The following is a 14,862-nucleotide window of genomic DNA, read 5'->3' on the forward strand; positions in this document are numbered from 1 at the left end:
GCAGAAGTGATCCGTTCCGTACTCGTCGCCAACCGCGGCGAAATAGCCCGGCGGGTCTTCCGCACGTGCCGTGAGCTGGGCATCTCCACCGTCGCCGTGCACTCCGACGCGGACACCGGCGCCCCGCACGTCCGGGAGGCGGACACCGCCGTACGGCTCCCGGGCGACGCCCCGGCCGACACCTACCTGCGCGCCGACCTGCTGGTGCGGGCCGCCCTGGCCGCGGGCGCCGACGCGGTCCACCCCGGCTACGGCTTCCTCTCCGAGAACGCCGGCTTCGCCACCGCGGTGACCGACGCGGGCCTGGCCTGGATCGGGCCGCCCCCCGCCGCCATCGAGGCCATGGCCTCCAAGACGCGGGCCAAGGAGCTGATGGCCGATGCCGGGGTGCCGCTGCTGGCCCCCGTCGACCCCGGCCAGGTCACCGCGGCCGAGCTGCCGCTGCTGGTGAAGGCGGCGGCGGGCGGCGGCGGCCGCGGGATGCGCGTCGTCACCGAACTCGACGCACTGGAAGCCGAGTTGAAGACGGCCGCGGCCGAGGCGGCAGCCGCCTTCGGGGACGGCGAGGTCTTCGTCGAGCCCTATGTCGTCGGCGGCCGCCATGTCGAGGTGCAGATCCTCGCCGACGGCCACGGCACGGTCTGGACCCTCGGCACCCGCGACTGCTCCCTCCAGCGCCGCCACCAGAAGGTCATCGAAGAGGCCCCGGCCCCCGGCCTGTCCGTGGAACTGCGCTCCACCCTCCACCAGGCCGCCGAGCGGGCCGCCCGCGCCATCGGCTACCGGGGCGCGGGCACCGTGGAGTTCCTGGTGGACCGCACCGGCCGGGCGTACTTCCTGGAGATGAACACCCGCCTCCAGGTCGAACACCCGGTCACCGAGGCCGTATACCGCCTCGACCTGGTCGCCCTCCAGCTGAGCATCGCCGAGGGCCAGCCCCTCGACACCACCCCGCCCCGCCCCCACGGGCACGCCGTCGAAGCGCGGCTCTACGCGGAGGACCCGGCGGCCGGCTGGCAGCCGCAGACCGGCACCCTGCACCGGCTGGCGCTGCCCGACGGCGTCCGGCTGGACTCCGGCGTGACCGACGGCGACACCATCGGCGTCCACTACGACCCGATGCTGGCCAAGGTCATCGCCTGGGCACCGAGCCGCGACGAGGCCGTACGCAAGCTGGCAGGCGCCCTGGAGCGGGCCCGGATCCACGGCCCCGTCACCAACCGCGACCTGCTCGTACGCTCCCTGCGCCACCCGGAGTTCACCGACCCCGCCACCCTGGACACCGGCTTCTACGACCGCCACCTCACCGCACTCACCACACACGACGCCGACGGCGCCCCGGTCTTCGCCCTGGCCGCCGCCCTCGCCGACGCCCACGGCCGCTCCCGCTTCGGCGGCTTCCGCAACGTCCCCTCCGGCCCCCAGACCAAGACCTACGCCGGTACGGGCACCGAGCACACCATCCGCTACCGCCTCGGCCGCGACGGCCTGCGGGCCGATGACTTCCCCGGCGTACGGCTGCTCACCCTCGGCCCCGACGAGGTGGTGCTCGAAGTCGACGGACTACGGCGCCACTTCACGGTCTCCCGCTACGGCGACCGCGTCCATGTCGACGCCCCACCCACCCCGGGTGCGCCCACCACCCCCACCTCCCACACCTTCACCGCCCTGCCCCGTTTCCCCGACCCCACCGCCCGCACCGAACCCGGCTCCCTCCTGGCCCCCATGCCCGGCACCGTCGTACGGATCGCCGAGGGCCTCGCCGAGGGCGACCGGGTCCAGGCCGGCCAGCCCCTGCTGTGGCTGGAGGCCATGAAGATGGAACACAAAATCACCGCCCCCGCCCCCGGCACCCTCACCACCCTCCCCATCACCCCAGGCCAACAGGTAGAACTCGGCACCCTCCTGGCCGTCGTCACGGACTGACCACGACGCACCCGGCGGCTTTTGTCACCCCTCCCCCCCACCGGGGTGGAGCCCGCCACGAGACGCGAGGTGGCGGGGCCGGAGGGGCCTGGTGTGTGGACGTAAAGCGAAGCAGTCCACACACCAGGCCCCGGAGGCCCCGACACCGGCCGCCCCACACACCCGGGCCCCACCCCAAACACCCCCCACCGCCGAAGGCGGGAAACGGCGCCGCACAAAACAACGCACCGCAACCGACGACACGAGGAGACCCCATGGGCACCCCCACGATCGAGTCCGAGGAACACCGCGCCCTGCGCAAAGCGGTCGCCGCCCTCGGCAGCCGCTACGGCCGGGAATACTTCGCCCGCGTCGTGGCGGAGGGCGCACACACCGACGACCTCTGGTCGGAGGCCGCACGGCTCGGCTACCTCGGCGTCAACCTCCCCGAGGAGCACGGCGGCGGAGGCGGCGGCATCGTCGAACTCTCCATAGTCCTGGAGGAGTTGGGCGCCGCAGGCTGCCCCCTGCTCATGATGGTCGTCTCGCCGGCCATCTGCGGCACGGTCATCGCCCGTTTCGGCACCGAGGAGCAGAAGCGGACCTGGCTCCCGGGCCTCGCCGACGGCTCCCGCAAGATGGCCTTCGGCATCACCGAACCCGATGCCGGCTCCAACTCGCACCGCATCACGACCACCGCCCGCAAGGACGGCGAGGACTGGGTCCTCAACGGCCGCAAGGTGTTCATCTCGGGCGTCGATATCGCCGACGCGACCCTGATCGTCGGCCGCACCGAGGACGCCCGGACGGGCCGCCTCAAGCCCTGCCTGTTCATCGTGCCGCGCGACACCCCCGGCTTCGGCCGCAGCCCGATCGCGATGGAACTCTCCGCCCCGGAGAAGCAGTTCGAACTGACCCTGGACGAGGTGCGGCTGCCCGCGGACGCGCTGGTCGGCGATGAGGACGCCGGGCTGCTCCAGCTGTTCGCCGGGCTCAACCCGGAGCGGATCATGACCGCCGCCTTCGCCCTCGGCATGGGCCGCTACGCGCTGGGGCGGGCCGTCGACTACGCCGGTACCCGCCAGGTGTGGAAGGAGCCCATCGGCGCCCACCAGGCTGTCGCCCATCCGCTCGCCCAGGCTCATATCGAGCTGGAGCTCGCCCGGCTGATGATGCAGAAGGCGGCCCATCTCTACGACGCGGGCGACGATCTGGGTGCGGGTGAGGCCGCCAACATGGCCAAGTACGCGGCGGCCGAGGCCGCGGTGCACGCCGTCGACCAGGCCGTCCACACTCTCGGCGGCAACGGCCTCACCCAGGAGTACGGCCTCGGCTCGATGATCACCGCGGCCCGGGTGGCGAGGATCGCGCCGGTCAGCCGCGAGATGATCCTCAACTTTGTCTCGCACCAGTCCCTGGGGCTGCCCAAGTCGTACTGAGGGCGGGACTGCGCTTGTCAAGGAAGCGGAGTCGTTTGCGGAGCCTGCTGCGTTGTCAGTGGTTCGCGCTAGCGTGGTCGCATCATTGTGGGAGGAGGTCTTTCCATGCTGTCGGGCCGCAGGTACCGGCTTGAACTGACGGCTGAACAGTCCAAGCAGTGCCAAGAGTTCGGTGACATCTGTCGCGCCGTGTGGAACACCGGCCTCGAACAGCGCAGGGAGTACCGTCGGCGCGGCGTGTGGATGGACTATGTACCGCAGACTGCTGAACTCGCTGAGGCCAAGCCCGACCATCCGTGGTTGAAGACCGCGCCTGCACAAGTGCTCCAGCAGACTCTCCGGGACTTGGACCGTGCGTGCCGTGAACACGGCACGTTAAGTGTCCGGTGGCGTTCGAAGATGCGGTGGTCTCCGTCTTTCCGGTTCCCAGCCGGGAAGAGCATTGCGGTGGAACGGCTGGGCCGCAAGTGGGGGCGTGTCAAGCTTCTCAAGCTGGGCTGGGTCCGGTTCCGCTGGTCTCGTCCTCTTGGCGGTGAGATCCGTTCGGCGACTGTCAGCCGGAAGGGCGGACAGTGGTTTGTGTCCTTTCTCGTGGACGAAGGGCGCGAGGCGCCGCAGAAGCATGCGCTGCCGGACACCGCTGTCGGCATCGATCGGGGCGTGACGGTGGCGGCCGTCACCAGCGATGGAACCTTCCACGACCGGCAGTTCATCGCTCCTGGCGAGACGGTGCGATACCGCAGGTTGCAGCAGAAGCTGGCGCGGCAGAAGAAGGGTTCTACGAACCGTCGCAAGACTGTTGCGGCGTTGGGCCGGATCGCGGGCAGGGCTGCCGATCGGCGCACTGACTTTTGCGCCTACACCGCGAATCGCATCACAGCCCGCAAGGCTCTTGTGGTCCTCGAAGACCTGCGTACCCGGAACATGACCGCTAGCGCGTCGGGATCACTTGACCAGCCGGGCCGTAACGTCCGGCAGAAAGCCGGACTCAACCGAGCGATCCTCGACAAGGGCTGGCACAAGTTCGAACGAGCCTTACGCAACGCCGCTCGCCACACGGGCAGCCAGATTCTTCTCGTCAACGCCGCCTACACCTCGCAGACGTGTAACCGGTGCGGGCATGTGGATGCGAAGAGCCGCAAGAGCCAAGCGGCCTTCGAGTGCACCGCCTGCGGACACCGGGACCACGCTGATGTGAACGCGGCCAAGAATCAAAGGGACGCGGGGCTCGCGTTCCCAGCCTGTGGAGACCTCGGCACCAGCCGGTCCCCGAAGCAGGAACCTGTAAGCCGGGCGACCGGCCGAAACCCCTGAGAAGGGGAATCCCCGCCACCCATGGCGAGGAGGACGCCAAGTTGCCGGACGAGTCGCCCCGTACAAAAAGGTGCGCCGCGTGGAATTCCTGGCCGGCGTGCCGCGCGCCACCACCGGAAAGATCCTGCGGCGCGAACTCCGCGCCAGGGAAAGGAGCTCGACGCCCCGATGACCGACGCCCCGAAGACGGATGCCCCCGCGGCACCCCTGGTCCCGCGCTCCCACGAGCGCGGCATCACCACCCTCACCCTGGACTCCCCGCACAACCGCAACGCCCTCTCCACCCGCCTGGTCGCCGAACTGCACCAGGCGCTCACGGACGCCGCGGCCGACGACGACACCCGCGCCGTCGTCCTCACCCACACCGGCGGCACGTTCTGCGCCGGCGCGGACCTCTCCGAAGCCACCTCGGGCACCGCGAAGGACGGCCCGCTGGGCCTGGCCCGGCTGCTGCGCGCGATCGTGGCGCTGCCCAAACCGGTCGTCGCCCGGGTCACCGGACACGTCCGGGCCGGCGGCCTGGGCCTGCTCGGCGCCTGCGACATCTCCGCGGCCGGACCGGACGCCACCTTCGCCTTCACCGAGGCCCGCCTCGGCCTCGCCCCCGCCGTCATCTCGCTGCCGCTGCTGCCGCGGCTGGACCCCCGCGCCGCCGGCCGCTACTACCTGACCGGCGAGAAGTTCGACGCGGCCGAGGCGGCCCGGATCGGCCTGGTCACCCTCGCCGCCGACGACGTCGACACCGGCCTCGCCCCCCTGCTGGACGGCCTGCGCAAGGGCTCCCCACAGGGCCTGGCCGCATCGAAGAAGCTGGTCACCGCCCAGGTGCTGGACACCTTCGACCGCGACACCGACACGCTCGCCGAACAGTCCGCCCAGCTCTTCGGCTCCACCGAGGCCCGCGAGGGCATGACCGCCTTCCTGGAACGACGGGCCCCCGCATGGGCGCGCTGACCCCCGCCCGCGGCCCCAAACAGCCCCAACAGGAACGCAGCCGCGCCACCCGCCTCAAACTCCTGGAGGCCGCGATCTCCTGCCTGGCGGAACGCGGCTGGAGCGGCAGCACGGTCGCGGTGGTCGCCGAGCGGGCCGGCGTCTCCCGCGGCGCCGCCCAGCACCACTTCCGCACCCGCGAGGACCTCTTCACGGCGGCCGTCGAACACGTCGCCGAGAAGCGGCAGTCCGCCGTCGCGGCGGTCGCACACAAGCTGCCTCCGGCGGGGTCCGTCGCCCGCACCTGGGTCATCGTCGAGGAGCTGGTCGGCCTCTACACGGGCCCGCTGTTCCGCGCCGCGCTGCATCTGTGGGTCGCCGCCTCCGACGAAGAGCCCTTGCGTGACCGCGTCACGGCCCTGGAGGCCCGGGTCGGCCGGGAGGCCCACCGCACGGCGGTGGCGCTCCTGGACGCCGACGAATCCGCCCCCGGCGTACGGGAGACCGTCCAGGGCCTGCTCGACATGGCCCGGGGCCTCGGTCTCGCCAACCTGCTGACGGACGACTCCGCCCGTCGGGCCAAGGTCGTCGAGGAGTGGGCGAAGATCATCGACGACCTCCTTAGCCGATAGGGGGCCTTCCCACGTTTTCGGCTTTCCCGCCGTGGTTGTTGCTCGCCGTTCCGCTGCGCTTTGCCTCGGTCGATGTTTTCGGCTTGCTCGCCGTTGCGCCTGCGGCGGGCGTTGCCGCTGCGCGGGGCTGTTGGGGTGCGGTGACGGGTCTGCGCGGGTGGGGGTTTCCGGACTGCTTCGCTTTACGTCCGGAAACCCCCACCCGCGCAGACCCGTCCCCTCCCGTTGGAGGGTGGGAAAGACGGTCGGTGGGGGCACATGTCGGTGGTCCGGTGCGCCTCGCCGATCGCAGTGAACTGGCTACGAATGGCCAGCCCCCACCCACCGTCACTCACTCCCCCAACGGGAGGGGACGGGCCGGAGGGGCCGGTGTGTGGGACGTAAAGCGAAGCAGTCCCACACACCGGCCCCGGAGGTCCGTCACCGCACCCACAAACCACCTGGCCCGCCGCAGGCGCAACGGCGAGGTCCCAGACGACGGGACAGCCGAAAACGTGGGCCGAAGGCAAAGCGCAGCGGACCGGCCGGACAGTCGAAAAGACCTACCGAGGCGCGATGTCGTCATAGCCCGCGATCTCCCGCGGGCTACGCGCATTGGGGCCCACGTATCGGGCCGACGGCCGCACCAGTCGGCCCGTCCGCTTCTGTTCCAGGATGTGCGCGCTCCAGCCCGCCGTGCGGGCGCAGGTGAACATGGAGGTGAACATGTGCGCGGGAACCTCGGCGAAGTCGAGGACGATGGCGGCCCAGAACTCGACGTTGGTGGCCAGCACCCGGTCGGGGCGGCGGCTGCGGAGCTCCTGGAGGGCGGCCTTCTCCAGTGCCTCGGCGACCTCGAAGCGGGGGGCGCCCAGTTCCTTGGCGGTGCGCCGCAGCACCCGGGCGCGGGGGTCCTCGGCGCGGTAGACCCGGTGGCCGAAGCCCATCAGCCGGCCGCCCTTGTCCAGCGCCTGCCGGACGTAGGCCGACGCGTCGCCGGTCCGCTCGACGTCCTCGATCATGCCGAGGACGCGGGAGGGCGCACCGCCGTGCAGCGGGCCGGACATCGCGCCGACCGCACCGGACAGTGCGGCCGCCACATCCGCGCCGGTGGAGGCGATGGAGCGGGCGGTGAACGTGGAGGGGTTCATGCCGTGCTCGGCGGCCGAGGTCCAGTAGGCGTCGACGGCCTTGACGTGCTGCGGGTCCGGCTCACCGCGCCAGCGCCGCATGAAGCGCTCCACGATGGTCTCCGCCTTGTCGATCTCCTTCTGCGGCACCATCGGCAGGCCCGGCCCGCGGGCGGACTGGGCCACGTACGACAGCGCCATCACCGCGGCACGGGCGAGGTCGTCCCGGGCCGTCCGCTCGTCGATGTCCAGCAGCGGCTTGAGGCCCCATACGGGCGCGAGCATGGCGAGCGCCGACTGCACATCGACCCGGATGTCACCGGAGTGCACCGGGATGGGGAAGGGCTCCGCGGGCGGCAGTCCGGGGTTGAACGCCCCGTCGACCAGCAGCCCCCAGACGTTTCCGAAGGACACCTTGCCGACGAGATCTTCGATGTCCACACCGCGGTAGCGGAGCGAACCGCCTTCCTTATCCGGCTCGGCGATCTCCGTCTCGAACGCGATGATTCCTTCGAGCCCGGGTACGAAGTCGGACATCAGGCAGCTCCTCAAGATGGGGACGGCAAACGGTCCGTGACCAGCTGCCGTGCGGTCGAGTCTCTGGTGTGCGGTGCCGGTGCGGCTCCGCGGCTGCGCCGGCAGCTCGCGGTCCGTACCGGTCACCCCGGTGATGCCCCGCCAGGGCGTGGGTCACGCGACGGTCGTGCCCGCAGTGGTCGGGCCGCGGGCGGGCAGGTGCGCTGGTGCGCCCCGTCAGGCCGGACGGACACGATAGCTCTCCCCGCCCGGGGGTCACAGGGGGTCTGCCCCTGATTGTGGCGGGTCCCTCACCTGCGCGGAGGGGTGCGACCCGCGCACCGGTCGATCTGCTGTCGGGAGGGTTACGGCCGGTCGACGAGGGGCAGACTTCCGCCCCTCCCGGCTGACCGCGTCAGACCGGGTGTTGCAAGATGAGGCCGTGCACCCCGCCGACGCGCCTCATGCCGAGACCCCCGACCCCTCCTCCATGCGTGCCCACTACCGCGCCGAGGGGCTCGTCGAGTCCGACCTCGCCGCCAGCCCGTACGACCAGTTCGCGCGCTGGTTCAAGGACGCGACAGTGGCCGGTCTGCACGAGCCGAACGCGATGGTCGTCTCGACCGTGGACCCGGCGGGCCGGCCGAGTTCACGGACCGTCCTGCTGAAGGCGTTCGATGGCCGCGGCTTCGTGTTCTTCACGAACTACAACAGCCGGAAGGGGCGGGAACTGGCCGAAAATCCGGCCATCTCGCTGCTGTTCCCCTGGCATCCGCTCGCCCGCCAGGTCGTGGTGACCGGCACCGCGGAGCGCATCGGCCGGGACGAGACCGCCGCCTACTTCCGCACCCGCCCGCACGGCTCCCAGCTGGGCGCCTGGGCCAGCGACCAGTCCGCCCGGGTCGCCTCGCGCGACGAACTGGAGCGTGCCTACGAGGAATTGGCGGCCCGCTATCCGGAGGGCGAGCAGGTGCCGGCGCCGCCGCACTGGGGCGGCTACCGGATCGCCGCCGAGACGGTCGAGTTCTGGCAGGGCCGGCTCAACCGGCTGCACGACCGGCTGCGGTACGTGCGGGCGGGCGCCGGCTGGAGCGTGGAGCGCCTGGCGCCCTGAGGGCGGGTGCCGCCGGGGCCCGCAGGGTTGTGCGCCTGTCGTGTTGCGCAGACGCAGACGACCCGCGGGCTCGTTCCTCCGCGCTGTGTCGCGCGAAGGGCCGGTCGGACGAACCGGCAGCCCGCGGGTCGGGTGACTGCTTGGGATTGGCCGGCTGCGCATCTCAAGGATGCGCTGGTCCGGCGCTGCACTGCGGTGAAGCGACGGGCCGCTAGCCCGCAGCCACCTCACGCGTCCGGTGCGAAATCATCTGCCGAACCACCTCCCTTCTCGTGTGCTCAACACACTAGGAAGACGTCCGGCCGCACACAAGGGAATTTCCCCTTGGCAACGATTTCCGCGAATCCCGTGTGTGCTGTGTCACGTTCCAGTTGAATGTTCCCAGGTGGAGCATGTGTGGCCGCGTTCGTGAGGGGTGCCAGTGACTGCTTCGTCAGCTTCTTCCGCCGCGTCGGCCTCGGCGCGCTGCGCCGCCGACGAGACCGAGGACTCGGGTCTGCTCGCCGCGCTGCTGGACGGTATGGACGCCGCCCTGGTCGCGTTCGCCGCGGACGGCACGGTCACCCACTGGAACCACGAGGCCGAGCGCATTCTGGGCTGGACCACTGCCGAGGTCGTCGGCCGTACGGGCCTGACCGGCTGGGCGGTCCGCAAGGAGGACGCCGACGGGATCGAGGCCGCACTGGCGGCCGCGATGCGCTCCCCGGGCCGCCAGGTCCATGAGTTCGCCCTGCTGACCAAGGACGGCCACCGCGTACTCGTCCGCACCCAGTCCTCCGCGGTCCGCGCCCCCGGCGGCCGGGTCGCGGGGGTGTACTGCGCCTTCAGCGAGGTGCACACCCAGCTGGACCTGGAGCGGTCCATCGCGCTCAGCGAGGCGCTGTTCGAGGACGCGTCGTGGGGCGTGGTGCTGATCGACGCCGATCTGCGGCCCGCGGTCGTCAACGCGCACGCCGCCCGTGCCCTCGGCGTGGGGCGCACGGCCCTGCTGGGCCGCCCCCTGGGCGAGCTGCTGGCGCAGGGTGTCGAGGAGCTGGAGTGCGCCCTTCAGCACGTCCTCGCCGAGGGCGCGCCGCCGGCCGTCAGCGAGCTGTGGGTGACGCTGCGCGCCGAGGAGGCCGAGGTGCCGCGCCGGTGCTGGCGCAGCGGCTTCGTCCGGCTGGCCTCGCCGCTGGCGGAGGAGCCGGTACCGCTGGGCGTGGCCTGGCTCTTCCAGGACGTCACGGCCACCAAGCGCGCCGAGCAGGAGAACTCCCTGCTGCGCTTCCGTGCCCAGCAGCTCCACCGCGCCGGCCGGGCGGCCGCGGACTGCCCGGACCCGGCCGAGGCCGCCGCGGTCCACCTCGACTTCGCCCTGGCGGGCTTCGCCGACCACGGCCTGGTCGACCTCGCCGCGACACCCGCGCCCGCACCGTTCGGGACGGTCGCCGAGGGCGATGCGCTCGACGCGTACGAGACGGAGGGCGCGGCGGGCGCGTGGAGCGCGGAGCCCGCGGCGGGCGCGGCGGGTGGTGCCGAGCCGGGGTCCGGGGCCGGGGAGACCGCTGCCACCGGCACGGACGCCGGGCGCCGTACGGCGGCGGGCACGCCCCGGCTGGTGCGGGCGCTGGCCTCCCCGGCCGGTTCGCCCGGCCCGTCCGGGACGCCGGCGGCGACCGGCATTCCCGTGCCCTATATGCCGGGCCATCCGGCGCTCCAGGCGTACGAGCGGCGCGGTTCGGTGCGGACCAGCGCCGGGCCCGCCTCGCCCGAGGGCTGGGCTGCGGCCCGTCGTTGGCCGGACGGCACGGTGCACGGGCTGTGCGTGGTGCTGTGCAGCCGCGGCCGCCGGCTCGGCGTCGCCACCTTTCTGCGGGCGCCCGCCCGCCGCCCGTTCGACCGCGCGGACGCGGACTACGCCGAGGAGGTCGCGGCCCGGATCGCGGCGGCCCTGGATCTCGCGGGTGCGGCCTCGCGCTGAGCGCGCCGGCCGCTCACTGCCGGTAGAAGATCCGGTCCGCGTAGGCGCTCATCACCCCGGCGTTCCAGTCGTGCCCGCCGTCGACGTTCCCGGAGCGCAGCAGCGGCGGTTCGATGCCCCGTTCGGCGAGGGTGCCCGCGGCCGTCGCCACCACGGCCTGCATGATCGCGCTGGTGACGACGGTGGACGCGGGGGCGAACGGCGCGTCGATGCCCTTCAGCGTCAGCTCCGCGTCACCGACCGGGATCCGGCTGTCCAGCACGAGATCGCAGTGGTCCTTGAGGAAGTCCCCGGAGGCGTGCCGGGACGTGGTGGCCTCCGCGTACGCCATCGACGTCACACCGATGACCTTGATGCCGAGTGCGCGGGCGTGCCGAGCCATTTCGACCGGCAGCGCATTGCGCCCGGAGAGCGAGATGATCACCAGCACATCGCCGGGCTCCAGCGGGCTGGTGTCCAATACGGCCCCGGCCAGCCCGTCGACCCGTTCCAGCGCGCTGCCGAGGGTCGCGGGCCGCACGTCCACGCCGACCACGCCCGGGACGGAGAGCAGATTCATGATCGCCAGGCCGCCCGCGCGGTAGACGGTGTCCTGGGCGGGGAGCGAGGAGTGCCCGGCACCGAAGGAGAAGACCCGGCCGCCCGCCGCGACGGTGTCCGCGATCAGCGTTCCGGCGGCGGTGATCCGGTCGCCCTCCTCGTCGCGGACCCGCCGCAGCAGGTCGATCGCGGCGTCGAAGTACTTCCCGGCCAGCCGGTCGCTCCGGTCGCTCTCAGCCATTGCCGCGGGCCCCTCTCGTCGGATCTCGGCGCATTTGATCAGTGGCGCGGATCACGTTGCGGTCTGGACCAGTGCCCTGTCAATACGGCCGGGACGGCCCGGTGCGTGGACGAGGCGGCACCGTTGTCAGTGGGATGCGTCAGAATTGAGTCCAGGGCCACCGCACCACACATCGAGGGGCACGCATGTCCGGACTGATCGACACCACGGAGATGTATCTCCGCACCATCCTCGAGCTGGAAGAGGAGGGTGTGGTGCCCATGCGCGCCCGCATCGCGGAGCGGCTCGAACAGAGCGGCCCGACGGTGAGCCAGACGGTGGCGCGCATGGAGCGAGACGGCCTGCTTCAGGTCGCGGGCGACCGTCATCTGGAGCTGACGGAGGAGGGCCGCCGGCTGGCGACGCGGGTGATGCGCAAGCACCGCCTCGCCGAGTGCCTGCTCGTCGACGTCATCGGGCTCGAATGGGAGCAGGTGCACGCCGAGGCGTGCCGCTGGGAGCATGTGATGAGCGAGGCGGTCGAGCGCCGCGTCGTGGAACTGCTGCGGCATCCCACGGAGTCCCCGTACGGCAACCCCATCCCGGGGCTGGAGGAGCTGGGCGAGAAGACCGGGGGCGACCCGTTCCTGGACGCCGGCATGGTGAGCCTGATGGACCTGGACGCCGGGGCCGAGGGGAAGACCGCCGTGGTGCGCCGGATCGGCGAGCCGATCCAGGCGGACGCCCAGCTGATGTACACGCTGCGGCGGGCCGGTGTGCAGCCGGGCGCCGTGGTGAGCGTGACGGAGTCGCCGGCCGGGGTGCTGGTCGGCAGCAGCGGCGAGGCCGCCGAGCTGGACTCCGAGATCGCCTCGCATGTCTTTGTCGCCAAGCGCTGACTCGGTTTCGGCTGGTTTCCTTTTCGCACGTCCGCCCATATCTCGCCCACGAGCCCGCTGAGCTGCGCCGACGCGCCGTTCGGCGGGCTCGGCCCGTTCCTGCCCGCTGAACGGACTTGTGCGAATCCGTGCGATACCGCCGGTCTCGTGCCACCCTGACGCATGGCCATGCATCGGCCTGTCCTGGCCAGGGAGGGGGCTCGGATGCATCCACATGTGCGGGAGACAGTCAGGGCCCCGGCGCTGCGAGCAGCCGGGGCCCTGCCTCCCCATGTCCCCCACCCCAGACCCGGAGCCCCGAGCTCCCAGGGTCTGTCCCCACGGGCCCCCTTCCCGGTAGGGCCCGCCTCCCGGCAAATGTCTCCCCGTGGCGGACGCGGCCAATCCTTGAGCGAGGTCACTCGAACGAGGGGTGTTTCGCGTCGGAACGGTGCGTTCGAATAGGGGTTCGATAGTGTGGAGCTGCTCAAGGGACGATTGGGGGTGCCAGGGCACATGGTGCGGCGCATCGATGTAGCAGGGGCCGGCGGCGTGCGACTCGCCGCCTGGGAGTTCACCGACCCGCCCAAGATCGGCGGCGGGCTGGAGGAGGGCGAGCAGCGGCCGGGCGTACTGCTGCTCCACGGCCTGATGGGGCGCGCCTCGCACTGGGCGGCCACCGCACGCCGCCTGAGTGCCCGTCACCGCCCGGTCGCGCTGGATCAGCGTGGCCACGGCCGCAGCGAGAAGCCCGCCGAGGGGCCGTTCGACCGCGAGGCGTATGTCGATGACGCCATCGCCGCCATCGAGCAGCTCGGCCTCGCCCCGGTCGCCCTGGTCGGGCATGCCATGGGCGCCCTGACGGCCTGGCAGTTAGCGGCCCGGCGCCCGGATCTGGTCAGTGCGCTGGTCATCTGCGATATGCGGGCATCGGCGCTCGGCGCGGCCTCGCAGCGCGAATGGACCGAGTGGTTCCGGTCCTGGCCGGTGCCGTTCGCCACCCTCGCGGATGTCCGTAAGTGGTTCGGCGAGGACGATCCGACCCTGGAGCGGCCCAGACCCGCCCGTGGGGAGTTCTTCGCCGAGGTGATGGCCGAGCGCGCCGACGGCTGGCGGCCCGTCTTCTCCCGCCGGCAGATGCTCAGCGCCCGGGAGACCTGGGTGCATGACGCCCACTGGGAGGAGCTCGCCCAGGTACCGTGTCCGGCCCTCGTGGTCCGCGGCCTCGATGCCGAACTCGGCCGCGCCGAGGCCCAGGAGATGGTCCGCGTGCTGCCCCGCGGCGCCTACGCCGAGATCCCCGACGCCGGACATCTGCTCCCGTGGGAACAGCCCGACGCCTGGTGCGCCGCCATCGAACCGTTCCTCCATGCCGCCACGATGCCGGCGTAACGGCCCGCTGCCGTGCGCCACGGCCCTGAGGGCGTGGCGCACGGCATCCGGCCTGCCGTCGGCTCAGCCGGCGTTGTCGAACTTCCAGACCAGCGGCGAGCCGCTCTGGCCCTCACCCGCCCAGTGGACCTCCACGGACTTCGCGCCCTGGGGGATCATGTAGGTCTGGCAGATGGTGTGGCTCTGCCCCGCCTTCCAGTTCTCTATGTCCAGGGTGTCCTCACAGCCCGGACCGTCCTCGGCGGCACCGATCAGCAGACCGCCGCGCTGGCCGTCCGCGTAGATCTCGGACTCGTCGGCCACATCGGGCGATTCCTTGACGACGCCGCCGCCCTTGTTCGTGTACTTCACCCACGCGGTGGCCGCCACCAGGCCCTTGGCCCGCTTCGGGTCCGAGACCAGCTTCTTGGTCTCGGCCTCGGTGCTCACCTGCACCTTCTGCGCGGCGACCTCGTAAGTGATGGTCCCGCTGTCTTCCTTGAACTTCCCCGTACCGCCCTGACCGGCCTTCAGTTCACCGCTGTCCGCCGGGGCCGACGATCCCTTTTCCGTCTTGGTCTTGGGTGCGTCGTCGGTGGCGATGGCGCTCTTCTTGTTGCCGCCGCAGGCGGTCAGTGCCAGCGCCAGTACGGCGACGGGCGCGGCGGCGCGCAGCAAAGCGGTCTTCTTGTGCAGCACAGCATTCTCCTGACAGACGTTTCCCCCGTCGCACCATTCAGTTCCCATGGATGCGCGAGCGGCCCCATGGGTGTGCGAACGGCTGTGTCAGCGGAGCATAGGAGGGGGCTTTCGGATTTGTCGAAACATTGCCGTGCGAGGGGCTCGCGACCGTCACCGGTGATTCGCGTGAAATTCCCGAAAAAGCTGGGGTGTTCTGCCGAGTGTTTGTCCAATTGGCGGTGAATTCAAC

At 71.6% G+C, this 14,862-nt stretch carries 12 protein-coding genes; 9 read left to right on the forward strand and 3 right to left on the reverse strand.

Going from position 1 to position 14,862, the window contains the following annotated elements; all coding sequences use genetic code 11:
- Positions 1 to 6: 6 nt before the first annotated feature.
- The 5 genes from CP981_RS23545 to CP981_RS23570 all read left to right on the forward strand — a co-directional run bounded on the left by CP981_RS23545 (position 7) and on the right by CP981_RS23570 (position 6,223).
- On the forward strand, positions 7 to 1,926 hold the full coding sequence (locus tag CP981_RS23545) for an acetyl/propionyl/methylcrotonyl-CoA carboxylase subunit alpha (RefSeq protein WP_085926235.1): 1,920 nt from the start codon (positions 7 to 9) through the stop codon (positions 1,924 to 1,926).
- 254 nt (positions 1,927 to 2,180) lie between these two features.
- Positions 2,181 to 3,344, forward strand: coding sequence for an acyl-CoA dehydrogenase family protein (locus CP981_RS23550; protein ID WP_085926234.1), 1,164 nt, complete (start codon positions 2,181 to 2,183; stop codon positions 3,342 to 3,344).
- A gap of 105 nt (positions 3,345 to 3,449) precedes the next feature.
- Positions 3,450 to 4,658 carry an RNA-guided endonuclease InsQ/TnpB family protein gene (locus CP981_RS23555; RefSeq protein WP_085926233.1) on the forward strand — a complete coding sequence of 403 codons (1,209 nt, stop codon included), beginning with the start codon at positions 3,450 to 3,452 and terminating at the stop codon, positions 4,656 to 4,658.
- Positions 4,659 to 4,826: 168 nt separating this feature from the next.
- Positions 4,827 to 5,612: an enoyl-CoA hydratase family protein gene (locus CP981_RS23565; RefSeq protein ID WP_085926232.1), complete on the forward strand. Its 786-nt coding sequence runs from the start codon at positions 4,827 to 4,829 to the stop codon at positions 5,610 to 5,612.
- Positions 5,600 to 6,223: a TetR/AcrR family transcriptional regulator gene (locus tag CP981_RS23570; RefSeq protein WP_085926231.1), complete on the forward strand. Its 624-nt coding sequence runs from the start codon at positions 5,600 to 5,602 to the stop codon at positions 6,221 to 6,223. The genes CP981_RS23565 and CP981_RS23570 overlap by 13 nt, the downstream gene beginning before the upstream one ends.
- A gap of 542 nt (positions 6,224 to 6,765) precedes the next feature.
- Here CP981_RS23570 and CP981_RS23575 read toward each other — a convergent pair.
- Positions 6,766 to 7,869, reverse strand: a complete 1,104-nt coding sequence (locus CP981_RS23575; RefSeq protein ID WP_208852972.1) for a citrate synthase 2 — start codon at positions 7,867 to 7,869, stop codon at positions 6,766 to 6,768.
- Positions 7,870 to 8,338: 469 nt separating this feature from the next.
- Between CP981_RS23575 and pdxH the strand changes: the two genes are divergently transcribed.
- Together pdxH and CP981_RS23585 are read left to right on the forward strand one after the other, a co-directional pair.
- Positions 8,339 to 8,962 (forward strand): pyridoxamine 5'-phosphate oxidase, encoded by a 624-nt coding sequence (gene pdxH, locus CP981_RS23580; RefSeq protein ID WP_085926948.1) that lies wholly within the window; start codon positions 8,339 to 8,341, stop codon positions 8,960 to 8,962.
- Positions 8,963 to 9,482: 520 nt separating this feature from the next.
- On the forward strand, positions 9,483 to 10,922 hold the full coding sequence (locus CP981_RS23585) for a PAS domain-containing protein (protein WP_425282219.1): 1,440 nt from the start codon (positions 9,483 to 9,485) through the stop codon (positions 10,920 to 10,922).
- Between the two features lie 13 nt (positions 10,923 to 10,935).
- On the opposite strand, the gene CP981_RS23590 is transcribed toward CP981_RS23585, so the two are convergent.
- Complete coding sequence (locus CP981_RS23590; protein WP_085926902.1) at positions 10,936 to 11,703, reverse strand: SIS domain-containing protein; 768 nt, start codon at positions 11,701 to 11,703, stop codon at positions 10,936 to 10,938.
- Positions 11,704 to 11,888: 185 nt separating this feature from the next.
- On the opposite strand from CP981_RS23590, the gene CP981_RS23595 reads away from it, so the two are divergent.
- Complete coding sequence (locus CP981_RS23595; protein ID WP_085926903.1) at positions 11,889 to 12,581, forward strand: iron-dependent transcriptional repressor DtxR; 693 nt, start codon at positions 11,889 to 11,891, stop codon at positions 12,579 to 12,581.
- A 495-nt stretch (positions 12,582 to 13,076) separates the two neighbouring features.
- A complete protein-coding gene (locus CP981_RS23600; RefSeq protein ID WP_085926904.1) occupies positions 13,077 to 13,952 on the forward strand; it encodes an alpha/beta fold hydrolase in 876 nt (291 codons plus the stop codon).
- A gap of 63 nt (positions 13,953 to 14,015) precedes the next feature.
- On the opposite strand, the gene CP981_RS23605 is transcribed toward CP981_RS23600, so the two are convergent.
- On the reverse strand, positions 14,016 to 14,627 hold the full coding sequence (locus CP981_RS23605) for a hypothetical protein (RefSeq protein WP_167536238.1): 612 nt from the start codon (positions 14,625 to 14,627) through the stop codon (positions 14,016 to 14,018).
- Positions 14,628 to 14,862: the final 235 nt, after the last annotated feature.

Origin of the sequence: Streptomyces platensis, from assembly GCF_008704855.1 — a bacterium.
GTDB lineage: Bacteria > Actinomycetota > Actinomycetes > Streptomycetales > Streptomycetaceae > Streptomyces > Streptomyces platensis.